General features: G+C 66.6%; 19 protein-coding genes. 10 read left to right on the forward strand and 9 right to left on the reverse strand.

Annotated features, from left to right (window positions below):
* Positions 1-169: 169 nt before the first annotated feature.
* The 3 genes from AAFN88_RS08240 to AAFN88_RS08250 all read right to left on the reverse strand — a co-directional run bounded on the left by AAFN88_RS08240 (position 170) and on the right by AAFN88_RS08250 (position 3938).
* Positions 170-1723 (reverse strand): peroxidase family protein, encoded by a 1554-nt coding sequence (locus tag AAFN88_RS08240; protein ID WP_347519741.1) that lies wholly within the window; start codon positions 1721-1723, stop codon positions 170-172.
* Between the two features lie 363 nt (positions 1724-2086).
* Positions 2087-2740, reverse strand: a complete 654-nt coding sequence (locus AAFN88_RS08245; RefSeq protein WP_347519743.1) for a cell cycle transcriptional regulator TrcR — start codon at positions 2738-2740, stop codon at positions 2087-2089.
* 193 nt (positions 2741-2933) lie between these two features.
* Entirely contained in the window at positions 2934-3938 is a 1005-nt protein-coding gene (locus AAFN88_RS08250) for an NAD(P)H-quinone oxidoreductase (protein WP_347519745.1), read from the reverse strand.
* 183 nt (positions 3939-4121) lie between these two features.
* Here AAFN88_RS08250 and AAFN88_RS08255 point away from each other — a divergent pair, with 183 nt between their 5' ends.
* The 6 genes from AAFN88_RS08255 to AAFN88_RS08280 all read left to right on the forward strand — a co-directional run bounded on the left by AAFN88_RS08255 (position 4122) and on the right by AAFN88_RS08280 (position 11139).
* The gene (locus AAFN88_RS08255; protein ID WP_347519747.1) at positions 4122-4304 is read left to right on the forward strand and encodes a DUF1192 family protein; all 183 of its coding nucleotides are present in this window, start codon (positions 4122-4124) and stop codon (positions 4302-4304) included.
* Positions 4279-6174 (forward strand): ATP-binding protein, encoded by a 1896-nt coding sequence (locus tag AAFN88_RS08260; protein WP_347519749.1) that lies wholly within the window; start codon positions 4279-4281, stop codon positions 6172-6174. Before AAFN88_RS08255 ends, AAFN88_RS08260 begins: the two co-directional genes overlap by 26 nt.
* A 2-nt stretch (positions 6175-6176) precedes the next feature.
* Positions 6177-7550, forward strand: a complete 1374-nt coding sequence (locus AAFN88_RS08265; protein ID WP_347519751.1) for a sigma-54 dependent transcriptional regulator — start codon at positions 6177-6179, stop codon at positions 7548-7550.
* 321 nt (positions 7551-7871) lie between these two features.
* The gene (locus tag AAFN88_RS08270; protein WP_347519752.1) at positions 7872-8882 is read left to right on the forward strand and encodes a TRAP transporter substrate-binding protein; all 1011 of its coding nucleotides are present in this window, start codon (positions 7872-7874) and stop codon (positions 8880-8882) included.
* A 135-nt stretch (positions 8883-9017) separates the two neighbouring features.
* Complete coding sequence (locus AAFN88_RS08275; protein WP_347519754.1) at positions 9018-9761, forward strand: TRAP transporter small permease; 744 nt, start codon at positions 9018-9020, stop codon at positions 9759-9761.
* A 4-nt stretch (positions 9762-9765) separates the two neighbouring features.
* Positions 9766-11139, forward strand: a complete 1374-nt coding sequence (locus AAFN88_RS08280) for a TRAP transporter large permease (RefSeq protein WP_347519756.1) — start codon at positions 9766-9768, stop codon at positions 11137-11139.
* Here the strand turns inward: AAFN88_RS08280 and AAFN88_RS08285 are convergent.
* Together AAFN88_RS08285 and AAFN88_RS08290 are read right to left on the reverse strand one after the other, a co-directional pair.
* Positions 11132-12898: a hypothetical protein gene (locus tag AAFN88_RS08285; RefSeq protein WP_347519757.1), complete on the reverse strand. Its 1767-nt coding sequence runs from the start codon at positions 12896-12898 to the stop codon at positions 11132-11134. The genes AAFN88_RS08280 and AAFN88_RS08285 overlap by 8 nt on opposite strands.
* A gap of 303 nt (positions 12899-13201) precedes the next feature.
* Complete coding sequence (locus AAFN88_RS08290) at positions 13202-13417, reverse strand: hypothetical protein (protein ID WP_347519759.1); 216 nt, start codon at positions 13415-13417, stop codon at positions 13202-13204.
* A gap of 96 nt (positions 13418-13513) precedes the next feature.
* Between AAFN88_RS08290 and AAFN88_RS08295 the strand changes: the two genes are divergently transcribed.
* Both AAFN88_RS08295 and AAFN88_RS08300 read left to right on the forward strand, forming a co-directional pair.
* The gene (locus tag AAFN88_RS08295) at positions 13514-14443 is read left to right on the forward strand and encodes an AEC family transporter (protein WP_347519761.1); all 930 of its coding nucleotides are present in this window, start codon (positions 13514-13516) and stop codon (positions 14441-14443) included.
* Between the two features lie 48 nt (positions 14444-14491).
* The gene (locus AAFN88_RS08300) at positions 14492-15274 is read left to right on the forward strand and encodes a 3-hydroxybutyrate dehydrogenase (RefSeq protein ID WP_347519763.1); all 783 of its coding nucleotides are present in this window, start codon (positions 14492-14494) and stop codon (positions 15272-15274) included.
* A gap of 123 nt (positions 15275-15397) precedes the next feature.
* Here the strand turns inward: AAFN88_RS08300 and AAFN88_RS08305 are convergent, their stop codons facing one another.
* Positions 15398-15958: a TetR family transcriptional regulator gene (locus tag AAFN88_RS08305; RefSeq protein ID WP_347519764.1), complete on the reverse strand. Its 561-nt coding sequence runs from the start codon at positions 15956-15958 to the stop codon at positions 15398-15400.
* A gap of 208 nt (positions 15959-16166) precedes the next feature.
* On the opposite strand from AAFN88_RS08305, the gene AAFN88_RS08310 reads away from it, so the two are divergent.
* Together AAFN88_RS08310 and AAFN88_RS08315 are read left to right on the forward strand one after the other, a co-directional pair.
* Positions 16167-16631 carry a nuclear transport factor 2 family protein gene (locus tag AAFN88_RS08310; protein WP_347519766.1) on the forward strand — a complete coding sequence of 155 codons (465 nt, stop codon included), beginning with the start codon at positions 16167-16169 and terminating at the stop codon, positions 16629-16631.
* Between the two features lie 91 nt (positions 16632-16722).
* On the forward strand, positions 16723-17589 hold the full coding sequence (locus AAFN88_RS08315) for a cysteine hydrolase (protein WP_347519768.1): 867 nt from the start codon (positions 16723-16725) through the stop codon (positions 17587-17589).
* Positions 17590-17695: 106 nt separating this feature from the next.
* On the opposite strand, the gene AAFN88_RS08320 is transcribed toward AAFN88_RS08315, so the two are convergent.
* From AAFN88_RS08320 to AAFN88_RS08330, 3 genes are all read right to left on the reverse strand, one after another.
* Entirely contained in the window at positions 17696-18250 is a 555-nt protein-coding gene (locus AAFN88_RS08320) for a peroxiredoxin (protein ID WP_347519769.1), read from the reverse strand.
* Between the two features lie 209 nt (positions 18251-18459).
* Positions 18460-19683 carry a hypothetical protein gene (locus tag AAFN88_RS08325; RefSeq protein ID WP_347519771.1) on the reverse strand — a complete coding sequence of 408 codons (1224 nt, stop codon included), beginning with the start codon at positions 19681-19683 and terminating at the stop codon, positions 18460-18462.
* A gap of 7 nt (positions 19684-19690) precedes the next feature.
* On the reverse strand, positions 19691-21142 hold the full coding sequence (locus AAFN88_RS08330; protein WP_347519773.1) for a TrkH family potassium uptake protein: 1452 nt from the start codon (positions 21140-21142) through the stop codon (positions 19691-19693).
* Positions 21143-21296 lie beyond the last annotated feature (154 nt).

Here is a 21296-nt window from a genome sequence, read left to right on the forward strand (position 1 = left end):
GAAGGGATTCGGCCTTCACCTCCATCCCGGCCTTCTCCCTTCAAAGGGGGAAGGCGAGTTCTCTTGCCGCCGCAAACTCTTTCCCCTTCGCCCCCGATGGGGGAGGGTCAGGGTGGGGGTGACACCCGCTCCGCAGGAAAGCTGCCAGCCGGACCTTCGGTCCAGTTGGCTAGCGGATCTGGAAGCCGACTTCCGCGGTGTCGCCGATCCCCGTGTTGCGCTGGACGATATCGGCCAGGCTGCCGGTGTTCTCGATGATCGTCAGGCCTTCCGGCGAGAAGGTCTCTGCATTGTAGACCGCTTCGGCGAGCAGCGGGTTGGTCAGGGCCTGGGTGAAGGCGTCGTTGGCCACCATGGTCTTCAGGAGATCGCCCATCATCTCCTTGTCGTCGTAGCCCTCGGCGAAGATGCCGACGAACCATTCCAGCTTGTCGATGTCGCCGTAGGCGTCCTTCAGCTTGGCGGCCAGCGCCGGGTCGCGGGTCAGCTCCTCGAAGCTCTGCGCCGGCTTCTTGCCGTAGTAGCCGCGGTAGGCGTTGTAGGGCGCCAGCTCGCAGCGCCGCGCCATGGCGAGACTGCTTTCCTTCACCTTCATGAGGAAGTCCGGCGTGTTGCCCAGGGCGATCTTGCCGGCAAGCTGGTGGGAAGCCTCGCGGCAAACCCGGTCGATGCCGGTCTCCAGCAGCCAGGCGTTGCCGTGCCGCAGGGCGCTGGAATCGCGTGTTTCGCCGTTGAAGCTGACGGTGGAGGGGATGAGGTCGTGCCAGCGGTAGAGCAGGGCGAACTCCACCGCGATCCAGTTGGTGCGGTACCAGCGCTCCTTCTCCGCCATGCCGGGGACGGCCATCAGCGGGAAGTCCGCGGGCGCGATGTGCACGATGTAGTCGCCGATGACGATCTTCAGCAGCAGCACGATGCAGATGTTGCGCGTGGTCTGGAACAGGCGCTCGTCGTCCCAATCCGGATGCGCCTTCTGCAGCTCCCCGGCGATGCGGTTGTGCTCGCGCAGGAAGAGGGTGTTCATCAGCGTGTTGCCGAGGGTCGAGTTGCCGTGCTCCAGCCCGACGGCGAAGCTGGTCTTCTTGTGGGCGTCGTCGGCGTTGGCGAAAACGCGGTTGAAGTTGTCTTCGCTGTAGAGTTTCTCGAACTCCGGGCGCAGCTGCACTTGTCCGTCGCGCTCCTCGAACAGCGGCGCGGGAAAGATTTCGCCGTCGATCGTCTGGCTCTTCAGGCGGCCGCCTTCGAAGCTACGCAGCATGGCGGTCTGCGCTTCGGTGATGCCGTAGATCTGGCAGAGATCGATTTCGTGGTTGCTCTCGTTCTCGGAGAAGTCCTGCTCGTCCGGCTTCTTCCACTTGGTGCGCAGGAAGCTGTCGGTAAACCACTGCGCGAAGAAGGGGAAGAGCAGGCTGGTGTCGCGGGCGCGCAGGTCGCTGGTTTTCGCGAACAGCTTCAGCACCTCGTCCTGCGGCGGCAAGGCGGCGTTGTAGGCGGCTGCGGCCGGCAGATGGCGGCCGGAAAACCGCCGGTCGGTCAGTCCGCGCCAGGTGGTATAGGACGCCGCCATGGAGAAGGGGCGCGGGCGCGGTCCGGTAGCGTAGGCGTAGGTGTTGATAAGGCGCTTGTTCAGCAGGCGGTGCAACGGCGGCACGGCGGTGACGGCCTTCAGGGCCGCGCCGAGCAGCCGGTCCTTGAGGGAGGTCTGTTTTTCGCTGCCGGCCATCTTGTTTTCCCCTTTTGCCTTGAGCCCTCCGTTATGGAAAGTGCCGCGGTGGCGGGCAATCGCAATTCGGGGGCAGGGCGCAGGGTATAGGGCGAGATTCCAGGCGGTGGCGCATCGGCGCGCGCCGTTAGTCCCAAGGCACTGGCGATCCAGCGCGACGCGCCCCTTGCGGGCGGCAACCTTCTGCGCGGGAGCGCCGTGCAGAGCGCGGGCCTCGACGATCAATTCACCTTCGACCGGATCCCGTCCGCAGGGCCCCGGTGACCTCTACGCCGGGCACTGAAGCGGCAGGACGGCTGCGGCAGAAAAAAAACCCCTCCCGCGCTGACCGCGGGAGAGGCTTTTTCACTCGATGGTGATGCCTCAGTCGTTGCCGCTTTTCGGCAGGCCGAAGTTTTCCAGCGAGAAGGGATTGTCCGGGTCGCCGGCGGGCTCGGGCGCGGCGGCCTCTTCCTGCTCGTACTCCGGCTTCGGCAGGGTGATGCCGGCCTTCTCGGCGGCCTTGCGGGCCTTCTCCACGGCGGTGTTGAGGTCGCCCTGGCTGCACAGGCCCAGCAGCACGGGATCGCGCGGGCGGATGTTCGGCGAGTTCCAGTGGCTGCGGTCGCGCACCGCCTGGATCGTGGTCTTGGTGGTGCCGATCAGGCGGGCGATCTGGGAATCCTTCAGCTCCGGATGGTGGCGCACCAGCCAGGCGATGCCGTCCGGCTTGTCCTGGCGCTTGGCCACCGGCGTGTAGCGCGGGCCTTTGGTCCGTTTGGACGGCTGCGGCAGGTTGCTCTTGGCCATGGCCAGGCGCGCCGAAGCGTCTTTCTCGCAGCGCTCGATCTCCGCGCGGGTCAGCTCGCCGCTGGCGATCGGGTCCATACCCTGGATCCCCACGGCCACCTCGCCGTCGGCGATGCCCTGCACTTCCAGGGCATGCAAGCCGCAGAAATCGGCAACCTGCTCGAAGGTCAAGCCGGTGTTGTCGATCAGCCAGACGGCCGTCGCCTTCGGCATGAGCGGTAGTGACATCAGATAATCCTCCTTCCATCCGACCGGCGGCAGTTCCCTGCGCCCGGCCGGCGGCACGTTATTCATGCCGACGTGGGAATACCCCCAATATAGGGCCCCGCCAAGCGCGAATAAAGCTCGGGGCCGCGGTTTGCCCGGAAATTCTCCCGCGGGGTCAGCGGGGCGCCCCTAAGGCGCTGAATCCCGCGGTTTTTCAGTCCAAAGTCAGGACGATCTTGCCGATATGGCTGGAGGATTCCATCAGCTCGTGGGCCTTGGCGGCCTCGGCCAGGGGGAAGCTGGCGGCCATGACCGGGGCGATCTTCCCGGCCTCCAGCAGGGGCCAGACCTTCGCCTTCAGGGCCTCGGCCAGGGCGGCTTTCACGGCCACCGGGCGGGCGCGCAGGGTGGAGCCGGTGATGGTCAGGCGCTTCATCATCACGGCGGCGAAGTTGACCTCCGCCTTGGGTCCGTCCAGGAAGGCGATGAAGCTCAGCCGCCCGTCCGTCGCCATGGCCTTGATGTCGCGGGGGATGTAGCTGCCGCCCACCATGTCCAGGATGACGTCGACGCCCTTGCCGTCCGTCGCTGCCTTGACCACCTCGACGAAGTCCTCCTCGCGGTAGTTGATGGCACGGTCGGCGCCCAGATCCTCGCAGGCCTTCACCTTTTCCGCCGACCCGGCGGTGGCGAAGACGGTGCAGCCGAAGGCCTTGGCGAGCTGGATCGCCGTGGTGCCGATGCCCGAGGTGCCGCCGTGGACCAGGAAGCTCTCGCCGGGCTTGAGGGCGGAACGCTCGAAGACGTTCACCCAGACGGTGAAGAAGGTCTCCGGCAGGGCCGCGGCCTGTGCCAGGGAGTAGCCCTTGGGGACCGGCAGGCACTGGGGCGCCGGCGCCAGGCAATACTCGGCATAGCCGCCGCCGGTCACCAGGGCGCAGACCTGCTCGCCCAGCTTCGGCGCGCTGACGCCGGCGCCCAGGGCCACGACCTCGCCGGCGATCTCCAGGCCGGGAATGTCGGAGGCGCCCGGCGGCGGCGGATAGCTGCCCTGGCGCTGCAGGCAGTCGGGCCGATTGACCCCGGCCGCCGCCACCTTGATCAGCACCTCGCCCTCGCCCGGCTGGGGGACCGGCCGCTCGGCCGGCTTCAGCACCTCCGGGGCGCCGGCCTCGCTGATCTCGATCACCTTCATAGTTGCGGGCAGGCTCTGGCTCATGGGGGCGGCTCCTTCATTTTGGGGCTTGCGGTGCGGGGGATGAATCGCCTTCCTAGGGAGGGATTTAGTATAGTGCCTCCGGGCAATTGAAAAGGGGCCGGGAGGCCCTGAAGCGCCGCCGGCCTTCGGGCGGGACCGGCGGAAAACTGCGGAATGGACCGCGAGACTGGGAGGCAGTGCCCCATGGATGTGGACGACCTGGAGCCGCGCAAGCAGCGCCCCAAGCCCAAGGATCTGGAGAGCCTGGGCGTCGAGGAACTGGAGGAGTACCTGGCCGAACTGGAGGCCGAGGCCCAGCGTGTGCGCGACAAGATCGCCGCCAAGAAGAGTTATCTGAGCGGTGCGGACTCCCTCTTCAAGAGTTGAGGCGGGGGGCGGCCAGCGGGCCGGCCGCCTGCGCACGGCCGTGCAGATCGGCCTGGCGTTGGCCGTCTGCGTGGTCGTCGTCCTGCTGACCCGTACCTGGGCCGAGGATCTTTTTCTGGAGCAGACCCGCGACCGCGCTTCGGCGAAGCTGGACCTCTACGCCAGCAACCTTTCCGGGGCGCTGGCCAAGTACCAGACCATCCCCAGGCTGCTGGCGCTCCACCAGGATGTCGTGGAGCTTTTCCGTTCTCCGGACGATCCCGCCACGCGCCAGCGCGCCAATCTGATGACCGAGACGGTGAACCTGCTGACCGGCGCCGAAGACACCTATTTCATGGACGTCTCGGGCAAGACCTTCGCCGCCAGCAACTGGGACAGCGACTATTCCTTCGTCGATCACAATTTCAACTACCGGCCCTACTTCCAGGACGCCATGCAGGGACGTCTCGGCCGCTTCTTCGCCTTGGGCATCAATTCCGGCAAGCGCGGTTATTACTTCGCCTCGCGGGTGTCGGCGCCGGGCGGCGGCGCCCTTGGCGTGGTGGTTGTGAAGGTCAGCCTCGACGAGATCGAGCGCGCGTGGAGCGCCAGCGAGGAAGAGGACGTCATCGTGACGGACCCGCACGGCGTCATCTTCATCTCCAGCCGGCCGGCGTGGCGCTACCGCAGTCTTGCCCCCCTGGGCGAAGAAGCGTTGGCCGCCATCGCGGAAAACCGGCGCTACCGGACGGTCGACCTGCTGCCGCTCGACCTGCGCATCGATGTCCTGAAAGACGGAACGCCGCAGCTCATGACCGTGGCCGGAGAGGACGAGGCGGACGGCGGCATCGAGTACGTGAAAGTTTCCAGGGACATGCCGGAGGCGGGCTGGACCCTGCATGTCCTGGCTTCCACACGGCTTGCCCGTTCCCAAACCGCCACCGCAATGGTGGTGGCGGCGCTGGCCTGCGCCATCACGTTCTTGATCGCCACCCTGATCCTCCAGCGCCGCAGCCGTCTCATCGAACGCATCGAATACCAGCGCCGCGCTTCGGCGGAGCTGGAGCACAGGGTCGAGGAACGCACCGCCGATCTGACCGAGGTCAACGTTCAGCTGGGGCGCGAAATCGCAGAGCGCCAGGCGGCGGAGGCGGAGCTGCGCCAAGCCCAGGACGATCTGATCCAGGCCGGCAAGCTGGCGGCCTTGGGCCAGATGTCGGCGGCGCTCAGCCACGAGTTCAACCAGCCCCTGGCCGCCATCCGCTCCTATGCCGACAACGCCCAACTGCTCATCGAACGCAACCGCGAGGCCGAGGCCTGCGGCAATCTGAAGCTCATCAAGGACCTCACCGCCCGCATGGCGGAGATCAGCAAGCATCTCATGACCTTCGCGCGCAAGCCGCGCAGTGAGCTGCGCCCCGTGGTGCTGGCGGAGGTGCTGGACGACACTCTGGACTTCCTTCGCATCCGCCTGGAGCGCGCCGGCGCCGAGGTGACGCTTCGGCAGTCCGACCGCGGCCTGGTGGTGCGCGCGGGGCGGGTGCGCCTGCAATCCGTGATCCTCAATCTCGTCTCCAACGCTCTGGACGCCATGCAGGGGCAGGCGGCGCCGCGGTTGGAAATCACCGTGGAAGAGGCCGGCGAACGTGTGACCATCACTTTGCGCGACCACGGACCCGGCATCCCACCCGATCAGATCGGCCGTATCTTCGATCCCTTCTTCACCACCAAGGAAGTGGGTGAGGGGCTCGGCCTCGGCCTTTCCATCTCCTACAACATCATGCGGGACTTCGACGGCGCCCTGCGCGCCGAGAACCATCCCGGGGGCGGAGCGGTCTTCGTCATCGAATTGCCGCTGCTGCCGGCCGCGGCCCTGAAGGAGTCGGCGTGACCGTGAAGGAAGGCCCAGGCCAGGCGAGGGTCCTCTTCGTCGACGACGAGAAGCCCTTGCGTCATGCGGTGCAGCAGGGACTGGAGCTCTGCGGCCACAAGACGACCTGTTTCGCCGCCGCGCGCCAGGCCGAGGCGCATCTCAGCCGCACTCTCTACGGCGTGCTGGTGACCGACATCAAGATGCCGGATATGGACGGCCTCGCCCTGCTGCGCCGGGCTCTGGAGATCGATCCGGCCTTGCCGGTGGTGCTGGTGACCGGCCACGGGGACGTGCCCCTGGCGGTGGAGGCCATGCGGGCCGGGGCCTACGACTTCATCGAGAAGCCCTTCGACACCTCGCACCTCGCCAGCGTCGTGGCGCGGGCGCTGCAGACCCGCCGGCTGGTGTTGGAGAACCGCGCCCTGCGCCAGGAACTGGAGGAAAGCCGCGCCGGGCTGGAGGCCCGGCTGGTCGGCCGCGGCGCGGCCATGGAGCGGCTGCGCGGCCAGGTGAAGGCCCTGGCCGACACCGACGCCGACGTGCTGGTGGTGGGGGAGACAGGCAGCGGCAAGGAGGTGGTGGCCCGCGCCCTGCACGACTTCGGCACGCGCGGCAAAGGCCCCTTCGTCGCCATCAACTGCGGCGCGGTGCCCGCCGATATCATCGAGAGCGAGCTGTTCGGCCATGTGGCCGGCGCCTTTACCGGCGCCCAGAAGGCGCGCACCGGCAAGCTGGAATTCGCCGACGGCGGCACCGTACTGCTGGACGAGATCGAGTCCATGCCGCTCGACCTGCAAGTGAAGCTGCTGCGCGCCATCGAGACCCGCACCATCGAGCGCCTGGGGTCCAATACTCCGGTGCCGCTCGATATCCGCTTCGTGGCAGCCAGCAAGGCGGATCTGGCCCTTGCCTGCCGCGAAGGACGTTTCCGGGAGGATCTCTACTACCGCCTCAACGTGGTCTCCTTGACCATTCCGCCGCTGCGCGAGCGCCGCGAGGATATACCGCTGCTGTTCCATCATCTGACGCGCGAGGCGCGGGCGCGCTATCGCCGCGAGATCCCGGAACTGGACGGCGCGCTGCTGGCCGCACTGGCCTCCTACGGCTGGCCCGGCAATGTGCGCGAGCTGCGGAACGCCGCCGACCGTTTCGTGCTCGGCCTGGAGGAGGTGGTGCCGGGCCTTTCGGCGGCGTCGGTCGGCCCGGCCGAAGGGCCTTTGTCAGAGCGCCTGGAAGCGGTCGAGAAATCGATCCTGGAAGCCGAACTGCGTCGCCAGAACGGCAGTCTCAAGGCCACTTACGAAGCTCTGGGCCTGTCGCGCAAGACCCTCTACGACAAGCTGCAGCGCCACGGCCTGAAGCGCGAGGACTTTCTGGCGGGCGAGGACGAGTGAGACCTGCGGGACTCGCCCTGGGCGGTGCGGACGCCGCTTATGGTCTGGGTGGGGTTTCCGGCGGTGGCCGGCTAAAGCGCCGCCAGCGCGGCTTGTGTAGATTCCTACACATCGGGGGCCGCCGATGGGTGGCGCGCCACACGCGCGCCGGTTGTGGCCCTTGATCTTCCGGCGGCCTGCTCCAGTTCAAACAATAACTTAACGCCTAGATGCTGGTGTGCCCGGAAACTGGCATGCCCGTTGCTCTTGAAAACCCAGTGTGCGGGCGCGGGGGCAAGCGGCTCCGGCGCCGCGCGCCAAAGAATAACGGGAGGAAATCCAGTGAAGAAGCAACTGATTGTCGCCGCGGCCGCCGTGGCGCTCACCACGACCCTGTCCGCAACCTCAGCCCTCGCAGCCTGCGAAGAGGGCGAGATCGTCATCAAGTTCAGCCATGTCACCAACACCGACAAGCATCCCAAAGGCATCGCCGCCACGCTGCTGGCCCAGCGCGTCAACGAGGAGATGAACGGCAAGGCCTGCATGGAGGTCTTCCCGAACTCGCAGCTCTACAACGACGACCAGGTGCTGGAGGCGATGCTCGCCGGCGACGTGCAACTGGCCGCGCCCTCGCTGTCGAAGTTCGAGAAGTTCACCAAGAAGTTCCGCCTCTTCGATCTGCCGTTCCTGTTCGACGACATCAACGCGGTCGACCGCTTCCAGACCTCGGCGGACGGCGAGAAGCTGAAGGGCTCGATGCGCCGCCGCGGCCTGCAGGGCCTGGCCTTCTGGCACAACGGCATGAAGCAGATTTCGGCCAACAAGCCGCTGCTGACGCCGGCTGACGCCGCCGGACTGAAGTTCCGCGTCCAGCCCTCCGACGTCCTCGTCGCTCAGATGGAGGCACTGGGCGCCAATCCGCAGAAGATGGCCTTCTCCGAGGTCTACGGCGCCCTGCAGACCGGCGTTGTCGACGGCCAGGAGAACACCTGGTCCAACGTCTACGGCCAGAAGTTCTTCGAAGTGCAGGACGGTGTGACCGAATCCAACCACGGCGTCATCGACTACCTGGTCGTGACCTCGACCGAGTGGTGGGACGGCCTGCCGGACGATGTGCGCAGCCAGCTCGCGACCATCCTGGAAGAGGTGACCACCAGCCGCAACGCCGAGTCCGAGGCCGTCAACCAGGACGCCAAGAAGGCGATTATCGAGGCCGGCGGCAAGGTGCGGGCCCTGAATGCGGAGCAGCGCGCTGCCTGGGTCGCCGCCATGAAGCCGGTCTGGGACAAGTTCGCGGACGACATCGGCGCCGACCTGATCGCCGCCGCGCAGGCCGCCAACGCGACGAACTGACGGTTTTCGCCCTCCGGCGAACCCGTGATCACCTGGCGCGGTCCGGAGCTTTCCGGGCCGCGCCGGCACGGTTGCCGGTCGAAATCAAATAGAACATAGTCCGCTTCGCAAAGGGCTTCGCTAAGGGGGAATGCCATGCACGACCAGCCGAAGACGCGGCTCGGGCGCGTGGTCAACGACATGGAGGAGACGCTGATCGCGGTACTCCTCGGCCTGATGACGCTGGTGACCTTCGCCAACGTCGTCGCACGCTATGTTTTCAACAGCAATATTCTCTGGGCGCTGGAGACCACCGTCTTCCTCTTCGCCTGGCTGGTGCTGATCGGTGCGTCCTACTGCGTGAAGACCCGCGTTCACCTGGGTGTCGACGTGGTGTTGCACATGGTCGGCCCCGGCGCGCGCCGCGTTCTGGCGCTGCTCGCCGTGGGCTGCAGCCTTGCCTTTTCGCTCCTGCTGCTGGCCGGCGCCTGGAACTATTGGGCCCCCTTCGCCGCACTGCCGGAGCTGGACGGCTCCTTCCGCGATCAGGCCTGGTACGAGGTCAACGACATTCCCATGCTGGATTTCCTGCGTTTCATCGAGGGGCCGATGAACGCCGGCGAGGCTTACGAAAAGCTGCCGCGCTTCATTCCCTACGCGGCGCTGCCCATCGGACTTTTCCTGCTGACCTTCCGCTTTCTGCAGATCGCCTGGCGGGTCGTTGCCGGGGAAATCGACGTCATCGTCGCCGGCCACGAGGCCGAGGACCTGATCGAGGGCGCCGGCGGCAGGCTGGAGGATATTCCGGCAGATTCCGGACCGGCAGATTCCGGACCGGCGGGCTCGGGACCGGCGGGCTCGGGACCGGCGAACTCCAATAACGTGAAGCGGGAGGACTGAGGCCGTGGATGTCGTTTTCCTCTTCGCTATGGTGATCGGCCTGCTGCTGATCGGCGTGCCCATCGCCATCGCTCTCGGCCTCAGCTCGGTCGTCTTCCTGCTGGTCTACTCCGACAGCTCGTTGGGCTCCATCGCCCAGACTTTCTTCAACGCCTTCGCCGGGCACTTCACGCTGCTGGCCATTCCCTTTTTCATCCTGGCGTCGGTTTTCATGTCGACCGGCGGCGTGGCGCGCCGCATCATCCGCTTTTCCATCGCCTGCGTCGGCCACTTCCAGGGGGGACTCGCCATCGCCGGCGTTTTCGCCTGCATGATGTTCGCCGCGCTCTCCGGCTCCTCGCCGGCCACCGTGGTCGCCATCGGCACCATCGTCATCGCCGGTATGCGCCAGGTCGGCTACAGCAAGGACTTCGCCGCCGGCGTGATCTGCAATGCCGGCACCCTGGGCATCCTGATCCCGCCCTCCATCGTTATGGTGGTCTATGCCTCCGCCGTGGACGTCTCGGTGGGGCGCATGTTCCTGGCCGGCGTCATTCCCGGACTGCTGGCCGGCCTGATGCTGATGGTCGGCATCTATATCGCCGCCAAGATCCGCCATCTGCCGGCGCAGGACTGGGCCGGCTGGGGCGAGATCTTCGCCTCGGCGAAGGACTCGGCCTGGGGCCTGTTCCTCATCGTCATCATCCTCGGCGGCATCTACGGGGGCGTCTTCACGCCCACCGAGGCCGCCGCCGTGGCCGCGGTCTACGCCTTCGTCATCGCCAACTTCGTCTACAAGGACATGGGGCCGCTGAAGGGCGAAGGCGACCAGCGCCACTCGCTGCTGAAGCGGCCGCAGGCGCTGGTCACCGTATTCTTCCATCCGGACACCAAGCACGCCCTCTTCGAGGCGGGCAAGACCACCATCATGCTGCTCTTCATCATCGCCAACGCGCTGATCCTGAAGCACGTCCTGACCGACGAACAGATTCCTCAGGCCATCGCCGGGGCCATGCTGGAAGCCGGCTTCGGGCCGGTCATGTTCCTGGTCATCGTCAACTTGATCCTGCTGATCGGCGGTCAGTTCATGGAGCCCTCGGGCCTCATCGTCATCGTCGCGCCGCTGGTCTTCCCCATCGCCATCGAGCTGGGGATCGATCCAATTCACCTGGGCATCATCATGGTGGTGAACATGGAGATCGGCATGATCACGCCGCCGGTGGGCCTCAACCTCTTCGTCACCTCGGGGGTGGCGGGCATGCCGGTGCTGGATGTGGTGAAGGCGGCGCTGCCTTGGCTGGGGATCCTCTTCCTCTTCCTGATCATCGTCACCTACGTGCCTTGGATCTCGACCGTGCTGCCCACGGCGCTGATGGGGCCGGAGGTGATCATCAAGTAGGGGGCGGCGGTTCCGGGCCGGCCTCTGACGGCGGTCGTTTGTCCCGTGACGGCGTTTCTTGTCGCTGCCGGTCCCACCAGCTCCGCCACGCGCCGTAGTCGTGACCGAAGCGCTGTCCGGTGAGAACCGTCAGGGCCCCGACGATATCGCCGGCCAGCCAGTCCGGATCGCCGGGGCGGGTCAGGCGCGCCATCAGGGCGGCGAGGCTTTCACGATCTCCCTGGCCAAGCTGCGCCATCGCCCAGGCCGCCGCCGGCGCCGGATGGAAGTACTTCTCCGGCTGGTTGACCGGAACGTCCCAGGGCACGGCGAGCAACGCAGGCGGCACCCGGCCGCCGCCCTGCTGCGCCATCGCCCAGAGCAGGTACCAGCGCGCGAGGGCCGAGGTGCGAACCTCGATCTTGCCACCGAAGATCGTAAGGGGACGCTCCGGCAATGCCGCCTCCAAGCGCGCCGCCAGGGCGGCCCCTACGCGCGGCAGATTGGCCTGGGCCAGGGCCCAAAGGGGCGGCATGAGGCTTTTGTACTGCCAGTCGCGATCGTTCAGCGTTTCGGGTGCGGTCAGGTTGTCCAGTGCGGCGAGATGGCGTTCGATGCCTCCGCTTCGGCGTCCCGCCGGCGGCAAGGCTGGCGAAGGCCGGCCGAGCGCTGACTGGCCGAGCGCTGACTGGCCGAATGCTGACTGGCCGAATGCTGACTGGCCGGGCGGCGGCCGGCGCAGCGCCGCCGGCGGGCGCGGCCCCCACAGAGTGCCCCGCCCCCCTGGGCCGATGCTGCCGACAAAGAGGGCTCCTTGGTAAACCGCCAAGGAAATGGGGGCGGCATTGGGAAAGTTCTGCGACTTGGTCCATTGAAGCCCGTCTTCCGATTGCCAGAGCGCACCTTCGCCGCCGCCGGCGGTGATGGCCCAGAGGGTGTCTTCGCCGGCTGCCAAGGCGTGCAGCGGCTGGCCCGAGGGGCCTTCGCCGACAGGCTTCGCCGGGCCGCCATCGCTGTACCATAACCGGCTGCCGTCATCGTCCTGGAGGATCGCGAAGAGGTTGCCGCGGAAGTTGGTGAGGTTGCTCGCCGTATAGGCGGCGGGCCAACCGGGCGCTGGCGCGACGTGCTCTTCCGTCACTGTCAGGATGCGCTGCCCGAGATTGCGCCGTTGGGTGAGGCCCGCATAGAGGCGGCGCTGAAAGGATGCAAGAGAGGTGATGCGCGACACCTGCCCCTCTGGCGTTGGATGATCATAGAGCATCTGCCAGGTTGCGCCCTTGTCGGCCGAGACCTGCAGGTTGGCGCGCCAGGCGGATGACGCTGCATAGAGCTTGCCATCGTGCGCGGTCATGACATGCAGGTGAAAGGCTTCCCCCTCCGGCAAGATGCGCCATGCCCAGTCCGTGCCGTTGGTGACCGCGAACTCGGCACGGTTGGCGGTAAAGCGAGGGTCCTCGAAGGGCCAATACAGCAGACCTTCCGCCGTCAGCGGCCGGCCTGCTCCCTGGCTGAAGAGGGACCGCTCGTAACGCAGCTCGCCTGTTGCCGGGTCGTAGCTGTAGATATCCGCCGCATTGTGGTTGCGGAAGGATTCCTGATTGGCGAACCAGATGCGTTGCCCATAGCCGATGATCGAATCGATGGCGGACCAAGGTCCGGGCTGGGCGAGTTGCACCAAGGGCTCAATGGCAATGGCTTCGCGGGTCAGCGGTTGAACCGACAAGAACATGGCCAAACCCAGTCCGGCCAGGCTTCCGGTGAAGAAGGGCTGTCGCATGGGGCCTGGCTCCTGCGCAAAACGTTCATGAGGTCGGGCGAGCCGGAGTCGACGATGCTGCAACGGAGGCGGCTGTACAATTCTCCCGGCGCCTCACGCTTCGTCACAAGATGGTGACTGCCGCCGAAGAGACGCGGTATCCGGCGCGCCCCGGCTTGTCAGCGAGCGCTGGGGGGCACTGCGCTTGTCCGGGACTGCGCTGCAAGCCGGCGGAAGGCCGGCGCCGCTCGGAAAGGTTCACTCCCTTTCGAGACGGTCCTCGGAGCTGCCGGCGCCGTGCCGGGCGGCAAGAAGCAGGTGTTTCTAGGTCCCGGTCCGCTTGCGGCTGCGCCAGAACATGAACCAGCCGACAGGGCCGAGCAGCAGCACCAGGACGATCCAGCCGACCCGGGGGCCCAGCGGGCAGCCGCTGCCGGGCGGCGGACGCCAGCGGCCTCCGCGCGGCGACAGCATCACGTGGGCCAGGGGCAGCAGGTAGCCGAAGATGACGATCAGCCAGGCCGTGAGTTTCGGATCCATGGCTGCTATTGTGGCTTATCCGGGCGGCGGCCTCCAGCCGCTTGCCAACCCCTGATCCGAAGACTTTCCGCCGGTTCCGAGACCCTTCCGACGCCCATGCTATCCATCCTGGAAACCGTGCTGCCGATTTTCGGCCTGGTGCTCTGCGGCTACCTCGTTGGCCGCCTGCGCTGGATGAGCGAGGAGGCCATCAAGGGCCTCAACACCTTCGTCTTCTACTTTGCCATCCCGGCGCTGCTGTTCCGCGCCATGGCGCGCGGCATGGGGCCGGTGGAATTCACCATCGTCGGCGGCTATTTCACGGCGGTCCTGGTCACCTTTCTGCTGGCCCTGGCGGTGGCCCGCCTGGTGTTCCGCACCGGCCCGGTGGAACAGGTGCTGTTCGGTATGGGTTCGGTCTTTTCCAACACCGTTCTGCTGGCGATCCCGCTGATCTTCACCGTCCTGGGCGAGGCCGCAGGCCTGCGGCTCATGCTGATCATCACCTTTCACGCGGTGATCATCCTGCCGGTGATCACCGTGCTGATCGAATTCCGGCGCGGCGCGGGGCAGGGCTGGCGCCGGCTTGCCGGCCAGACCCTCAGGGCGATCGCCCTCAACCCGATCATTCTCGCCTTGGTCCTCGGGATCGCCTATGGGCTGACCGGCGCTCCTCTGCCCGGGGCGGGCGAACGCTTCCTGGCGCTGCTCGGCGGGGCGGCGGCGCCCTGCGCGCTCTTCGCCCTGGGCGCCTCGCTGACCGCTTTCGAACTGCGCGGCGACATCAAGGAGACCCTGGCCATGGTCGCCATGAAGCTGCTGGTTCACCCCGCGGTCATGGCGGTTCTGGCGTTCTGGGTCTTCGAACTGCCGCCCCTGGCCGCCACCGTGGCCGTCATCACCGCGGCGACCCCGGTGGGCGCCAATGTCTTCATCATGGCCCGCCAATACGACATCTATCTGGGCCGCGCGGCCTCGGCGGTACTGATCTCCACCGCCCTCTCGGTGGTGACCTTGACCTTCCTGCTTGCCTTGCTCAGGCCTTAGCGGTAGCAACGCCCCAGCGACAGAGAACCTTTCGGGAGGATCGTTCGTATGCTGAAGGGAAAGACCGCGCTGGTGACCGGTTCGACCAGCGGCATCGGGCAGGGCATCGCCGAGGCGCTGGCGGCGCAAGGCGCGAACATCGTCCTGAACGGTTTTGGCGAGGCCGGCGACATCGCGGCCCTGCGCAAGGAGATCGCGGAGAAAAACGGCGTCACCGCCGCCTACGACGGGGCCGATATGTCGAAGCCGGCGGAGATCGCCCGCATGATGCAGGACGCGGAAGCACAGTTCGGCGCGGTCGATATCCTGGTGAACAACGCCGGTATCCAGCACGTTTCTCCCCTTGAGGATTTCCCGGACGAGCGCTGGGACGCGGTCATCGCCATCAACCTCTCCTCGGCCTTCCACACCACCAAGGCGGCGTTGCCGGCCATGCGCAGGAAGGGCTGGGGCCGCGTCATCAACATCGCTTCGGCGCATGGTCTTTCCGCCTCGGCCAACAAGTCGGCCTACGTGGCCGCCAAGCACGGCATCGTCGGCCTGACCAAGGTGACGGCGCTGGAGACCGGCGGGGCCGGCATCACCTGCAACGCCATCTGCCCGGGCTGGGTGTTGACGCCGCTGGTGAAAAAGCAGATCGAGGACCGCGCCGCGGCTTCCGGCAAGAGCTACGAGGAAGAGAAGCTGGCCCTGGTGGCGGAGAAGACGCCGTCCAAGGATTTCTCGACGCCCGAGCAGATCGGCGGCCTGGCGGTTTTCCTCTGCTCGCCCTCGGCCGACCAGATCACCGGTGCGCCGCTGTCCATCGACGGCGGCTGGATGGCGCAGTAGAGAGCTCGTTCCCGCAACCGGGGGCTTCCGGCGGAAGGCGGCGCCGGCCGGGGAAATCAGCCGGGTAATAGGAAGCATCGGCCTCGGGCCGCCGCCGGCCCGCGGTCATTGCGGGGGCGGGGGTCAGGCAAGGGCGGCGGAGACGAGCGCCTCGGCGGCCGCCTTCGCATCGCCGGCAGGGTCCTTCTCGTGACCCAGGTGGGCGGTGACGATGGCGCCTTCCTTGAGCAGCAGCAGCGCCCGTGCGAGGACCGCGGGCTCCGCTGCGCCTGTGGCGGCGGCGAATTTCTCCAACTGCAGGAACAGCAGCCGCTTGTGCTCCGCGGCCTGTGCGTGGATCGGGTGCGCGGGATCCGGGTACTCCGAGGCGGCCTTGATGAACATGCAGGAGCGGAATTCCGGAGCGGCGAACCACTCCGCCAGCGCATCGAACATCGCCAGGAGCTGAGCGCGGGGTGGCCCGGCCTGCTCCATGCGGCGGAACAGCCAATTCCGAAAGTTCTGATCGCGCAGCCGCAGGACCGCAAGGATGAGCTCTTCCTTGCTGCGGAAGTGCTTGAACATCGTGGTCTTGGAAATCCCGGTCTCGGCGGACAGCAAATCCATGCCCGTCGCATGAAAGCCGTCGCGGTAGAAGATCTCCTGTGCCTTCCGGACCAGCTCGTCTCGCTTGCTGGGGCGCATAAGCCCTCCAATCATGAACAGATCGGTATATGGATTATCCAGCCTGTAAGGGCAAGGGGTTCAGAAAAATATAAGATAAAATAATAGTTTATGATGTAACTCCGCAAGCTTCTAGATCGGAGCGCGAAAATGATCTTGAAAAAGTGAACCGATCGGTTCATATAGGGCGCATTAAAGTGAACAGATCGGTACATATTGGAGCGACATCATGACCCGTCCACCCCTTCCTCCCTTCGACAAGGATTCTGCCGCCGTGAAGGTTCGCGCCGCCGAGGACGCCTGGAACAGCCGGGACCCCATCAAGGTCGCCGCCGCCTACACGGCGGATACGGATTGGCGGAACCGCAACGAGTTCCTGAACGGGCGCGCCGAGGTCGAAGCTTTCCTGGCCCGCAAATGGCGGGCCGAACGCGAATACCGGCTCATCAAGGAACTGTGGAGCTTCGACGCCGCGCGCATCGCAGTGCGCTTCGCCTACGAGGCGCTGGGTCCCGACGGACAGTGGTTCCGGGCCTATGGCAACGAGAACTGGGAGTTCGCTCCCGACGGACTGATGGCCGTGCGCCGGGCTTCGATCAACGACCTGCGGATCTGCGAGGGCGACCGCCTTTTCCACTGGCCGCTGGGACCCAGGCCGGCGGATCACCCGGGTTTGTCCGAACTGGGGCTGTAAGGCCGCCGAAATCCCGGAACGTGTCGACGGCCCGGCTGTGCCGGTCGCACATCGCAGCGGGCCGCGCGCCCTGCCTGAAAGGAGCAAGACGATGAAAAACGGTAATCATGACCATCAGGACGGCGGCCGAGGCGCGTTCATGGACCGCCGAGCCTTCGTTACCGCCGGCGCCGCCGGCGTTGCGGGGGCGGCGGGCCTCGCGGCGGCCGCGGCCAGCGGCGGCCTTGCGGCGTCGGAAGCCGACGCGGCAGACCTGAGCGCCTATGCGCCGCCGGCCGATCCCGCTCTGCCGTCCTCTACGATGGCGCTGGAGAAGGGGCGCGCCGCCTTGCTGGTCGTCGATCCGCAGATCGATTTCCTCAGTCCCGACGGCGTGACCTGGGGCGTGGTCGGTGAGAGCGTCACCGAGCACAATGTGGTGGAGAACATCGCCCGCCTGTTCCGCGCCGCCAAGGCCGCCGGCATGCCGGTGGTCGTCTCTCCCCACTACTACTACCCGCACGACCATCGCTGGCAGTTCGAGGGCGCCTTGGAAAAGGTGATGCACTCGATCGGCATGTTCGACCGTCCGGGCCCGCTGGACACGAAGGGCCTCGAGGGCTCGGGCGCGGATTTCATGGCCGAGTACAAGGACTACATCTTCGACGGCAAGACCATCATCGCCTCGCCGCACAAGATCTACGGTCCCCAGCAGAACGACGCCGGACTCCAGCTCCGCAAGCTCAAGGTCGAGCAGATCGTTCTCGCCGGCATGTCCGCCAATCTCTGCGTCGAAAGCCACATGCGCGACTTCATCGAGCAGGGATTCGAGGTCGCGGTGGTGCAGGATGCGACCGCCGGTGCGAAGGTGCCCGAGGGCGATGGCTATCTCGCCGCTCTCATCAACTTCCGCATGATGGCGAACGCCGTCTGGGCGACCGATGAGGCTGAGGAACGCATTCGCGCGCTCACCGTCTGACGGCTCCGGCCGATTGCGGGGGCGGCCTGCGGAAGACCGCTGCCGGAAACGAAAAACGGCCCGCCGTATGGCGGGCCGTTGGCTTTCGCGGCGAGGCCCCGTCGCGTTACGCGGCTTCGGACTTCTCGCCGAGAACCTCGTCGGTGAGCTTCTCGTAAACGTTCTGCGGCGAGGACTCGCCGTAGGGGTCGGTCTCGCAGTTGTCGGAGAAGCCGGGCTCCTCGAACCAGGCCTTGACCACGCCGTCATCGATCACCGCGGCGTAGCGCCAGGAGCGCATGCCGAAGCCCAGGTTATCCTTGCAGACCAGCATGCCCATCTTGCGGGTGAACTCGCCGGAGCCGTCGGGGATGAGCTTGATGTTCTCCAGGCCCTGCTGCTTGCCCCAGGCGTTCATCACGAAGGCGTCGTTGACCGAGAGGCAGTAGATCTCGTCGATGCCCTTGGCCCGGAAGTCTTCGGCCATCTTGTCGAAGTCCGGCAGCTGGTAGGTGGAGCAGGTCGGCGTGAAGGCGCCGGGCAGGGAGAAGAGCACGACCTTCTTGCCCTTGAAGTAGTCGTCGGTGGTCTTGTTTTCCCAGCGGAAGGGGTTCGGGCCCTCGATGGACTCGTCGCGGACGCGGGTCCGGAAGGTCACGGGGGGAAGTTTTCGGCCGATCATCAAAAATCTCCTCGCGGTAGCGAAAAAGGTATCTGGAAAGCCCTGGGCCTTGGCCCAGCGGGTCTTTCTTTGTTAATTGGAATTATTCCAATATAATATGTTGCACTGCAAAATCAAGAGCGAATGGAAGATTTTTTGTGGAAAACCGAAACCGCTGAAACCGGCGGATTTTTGGGCTTCTTGGGACCCTGCGGCCGGCCGCGGCGGCGTCAGACCGTGACCGGTGTGGCGAAGAGGATGATGGCGAGCGCGATCGCCATGGCGGCGAGAAAGAAGGCGGCCTGCAGGAAACGGCGTTGCCGCCAGGCCGAGAGGAAGGCCTGGGCCGACTGCAGGGCGTAGTAGGCGACGAAGGCCTTGGAGGCGTAGGCGATGATCTCGTAGATGTTGGCCGACCAGGTGATGGCGATGGCGACCAGCGCGGTGATGAGGTTGCCGATCCGGACCTTCAGGCGCCGGCCGAAGATCTCGGTCAGCAGGCCGCCGGCGCCGTTCATGTCGGCGACGGCCGCGGAGAGCTGGGAGGCCAGGGCGGCGATGATCAATGCCGGCGCCACCGCCAGGCTGACCGGCCGCAGCATGTCGATGATCGCCGTCTCGCCGCCCTGCTGCGGCAGCCCGTCGGTGAAGTAGGGCGTGATCAGCAGGATGAAGACCAGGTAGATGGCGGTGGCGATGCCCTGGGCCCAGCGCATGCTGCGGACGCGCACCTCGGCGTCGTACTTGCTGCCGAGGTAGCGCGAGGTCTCGAAACCCTGCACCAGGATCACCAGCCCCAGCAGAAGCGTGAGTTCGTGCAGGCCGTAGGCGTGCGGGAGTTCCGGCCAGCCGAAACTGCCGCCGGCCAGCGCCGCCGCGGTGGTGACGGCAAGGGCGGCGAAGAGCCCGCCGATGAGGCTGAGCTTCAGGCCGACCGCGCCGATCTCGACGCGCTCCAGCCCGGTGAGCCCGCCCAGCGCGCCGACGGCGCCGACCGCGGCGATGCTGGCCGTCGCCGCCACGCGGATCCAGAAGGGGTCGATGATGCCCTCGATCCTGAGGCCGAAGGCGGCGAAGAGGTTCAGGTAGTAGGCGACCGAGACGAAATAGGCGAGGGAGAGTGCCAGCTCCGAGGCGCGCTCGAGCCCGCGCACCGTCGCGGAGATTCCGCTGCGGTGCCGGCTGGCCAGCAGCGGCTCCACATGGCGGATGTTGTGGCGCAGGGCGTCGCCGAAGAGGTAGGCCAGGGCACAGAGCCCCAGCATGGCCAGCCAGGCGTGGCGGCCGGCCGCGTGGGCCAGGATCGGCCCGGCGACAAGGAACCCGGAGCCGATGATGGAGGCCAGCGGTGTGACGGTCGCCTGCCAGAAGGGCCACTTCACCAGGCGCGGATTGAGCAGCACCGCGCCGAGCAGGATCGCCACCGCAGTGAGAACGAGGCCGTTGCCGGTCATGGCGGCTTCACGGGCGCCAGAATTCGGGATCGAAGAGGATCAGCACGCTGAAGATCTCCAGGCGTCCCAGCAGCATCGCGACGGAAAGAATCCACTTGGCGGCGTCCGGCAGGCTCGCGAAGTTCCCGGCCGGGCCGACGATGGGCCCCAGGCCCGGGCCGACGTTGGTGATCGCCGTCGCGCTGGCCGACAGCGCGGTCACCAGGTCCAGGCCCATGCCGGCCAGGGCGACGGTGAAGAGCGCCACGGTGGCGAGGAAGACGGCGACGAAAGCCAGCACCGAGGCGGGCACGTCCGCGGGGACGCTGCGGCTGCCGTAGCGCAGCAGCACCACGCGGCGCGGGCTGACCAGGCGCATGAGCTGGCTGCGCACGATGATCCACAGCACCTGGTAGCGGTAGATCTTGATGGCCCCGGAGGTCGACCCGGTGCAGCCGCCGACGAAGGTGAACATCAGAAAGGCCGCCACGGCCAGGGCGCCCCAGCCGCCATAGTCGTCGCTGGCGAAGCCCGTGGTGGTGACCACCGAGGTGATGTTGAAGGCGGTCAGACGCAGCGCGTCGAGGAAGTCGATCTCCCGCGTTGCCCATAACCAGACCGCCATGGCGCCGACGGCGATCAGCAGGAAGCGCAGCAGGCCGCGGATCTGCGGGTCGCGCCAGAAGGTCCGGCGTTCGCCCCTCAGGAAACGGATGTAGGCGACGAAGGGCAAGGCGCCGGCCAGCATGAAGAGGATCGCGGTCCACTGCGTTGCCGGTTGCCGGAAGTAGGCGAAGGAGGCGTCGTGGGTGGAGTAGCCGCCGGTCGACAGCGTCGCCATGGCGTGGTTGACGGCGTCGAAGGCCGACATCTCCCCCGCGCCGTACAGCAGCGCGCAGGTGGCGGTCAGCACCACATAGATGGTGCCGATCCAGGCGGAGAGGTGGAAGGCGCTGGGCACCACTTTCTCCGAGCGCTCGGAGCTTTCGGTGTAGAAGAGCTGCATGCCGCCGACCCTGAGGAAGGGCAGGATGACGATGGCCATGACGATGATGCCGAGGCCGCCGATCCACTGCAGCAGCGAACGCCACAGCAAGATCCCCGGCGGCAGTGCGTCGAGGCCGGAGATGACGGTCGAGCCCGTCGTGGTGATCCCGGAGATCGCCTCGAAGAAGGCGTCGGTATAGTCCAGCCCCAGGCCCAGAAACGGCAGGGCGGAGAAGGCGGTGACCGTCAGCCAGCTCGCCACGGTCAGGAGGAAGGCCTGGCGCAGGCTGAGTTCGAAGGCGCCGCGGTGCTGGGTGGCCAGGACCATGGCGCCGCCGATGAATCCGGTGACCGCGGCGGACTCGACGAAGGCCGTCCAATCGGGGTTGGCGAAGCTGGCGTCGACGGCGGCGGGAACCAGCATCACTCCGGCCAGCGCGCAGAGCATCAGGCCCAGGACTCTGGCAACCGGCGTGACGTCAATTTCGGTCAACGGCGAGCCCTTCGTCTGAGATGAAACGGTGCTGCATAGGTTTTTTCGCTGCGCGGCGCCGCTTGCCGCGAGGCAAGCTTCGCGAGGCGGCGGCGGCATTTTCACGCTTTCCCCGCCCGGGGCCAAGACTGCAACGCCGGCGAAACGGCCGGCG

The sequence above is a fragment of the Pelagibius sp. CAU 1746 genome (genome assembly GCF_039839785.1).
Classification (GTDB): Bacteria; Pseudomonadota; Alphaproteobacteria; order Kiloniellales; family Kiloniellaceae; genus Pelagibius.

Excerpts from the sequence above, each read along its gene's own strand:
- AAFN88_RS08240 (WP_347519741.1), bottom strand. The coding sequence starts at position 1,723 with ATGGCCGGCAGCGAAAAACAGACCTCCCTCAAGGACCGGCTGCTCGGC.
- AAFN88_RS08245 (WP_347519743.1), bottom strand. The coding sequence starts at position 2,740 with ATGTCACTACCGCTCATGCCGAAGGCGACGGCCGTCTGGCTGATCGAC.
- AAFN88_RS08250 (WP_347519745.1), bottom strand. The coding sequence starts at position 3,938 with ATGAGCCAGAGCCTGCCCGCAACTATGAAGGTGATCGAGATCAGCGAG.
- AAFN88_RS08255 (WP_347519747.1), top strand. The coding sequence starts at position 4,122 with ATGGATGTGGACGACCTGGAGCCGCGCAAGCAGCGCCCCAAGCCCAAG.
- AAFN88_RS08275 (WP_347519754.1), top strand. The coding sequence starts at position 9,018 with ATGCACGACCAGCCGAAGACGCGGCTCGGGCGCGTGGTCAACGACATG.
- AAFN88_RS08285 (WP_347519757.1), bottom strand. The coding sequence starts at position 12,898 with ATGCGACAGCCCTTCTTCACCGGAAGCCTGGCCGGACTGGGTTTGGCC.
- AAFN88_RS08290 (WP_347519759.1), bottom strand. The coding sequence starts at position 13,417 with ATGGATCCGAAACTCACGGCCTGGCTGATCGTCATCTTCGGCTACCTG.
- AAFN88_RS08295 (WP_347519761.1), top strand. The coding sequence starts at position 13,514 with ATGCTATCCATCCTGGAAACCGTGCTGCCGATTTTCGGCCTGGTGCTC.
- AAFN88_RS08300 (WP_347519763.1), top strand. The coding sequence starts at position 14,492 with ATGCTGAAGGGAAAGACCGCGCTGGTGACCGGTTCGACCAGCGGCATC.
- AAFN88_RS08305 (WP_347519764.1), bottom strand. The coding sequence starts at position 15,958 with ATGCGCCCCAGCAAGCGAGACGAGCTGGTCCGGAAGGCACAGGAGATC.
- AAFN88_RS08310 (WP_347519766.1), top strand. The coding sequence starts at position 16,167 with ATGACCCGTCCACCCCTTCCTCCCTTCGACAAGGATTCTGCCGCCGTG.
- AAFN88_RS08315 (WP_347519768.1), top strand. The coding sequence starts at position 16,723 with ATGAAAAACGGTAATCATGACCATCAGGACGGCGGCCGAGGCGCGTTC.
- AAFN88_RS08320 (WP_347519769.1), bottom strand. The coding sequence starts at position 18,250 with ATGATCGGCCGAAAACTTCCCCCCGTGACCTTCCGGACCCGCGTCCGC.
- AAFN88_RS08325 (WP_347519771.1), bottom strand. The coding sequence starts at position 19,683 with ATGACCGGCAACGGCCTCGTTCTCACTGCGGTGGCGATCCTGCTCGGC.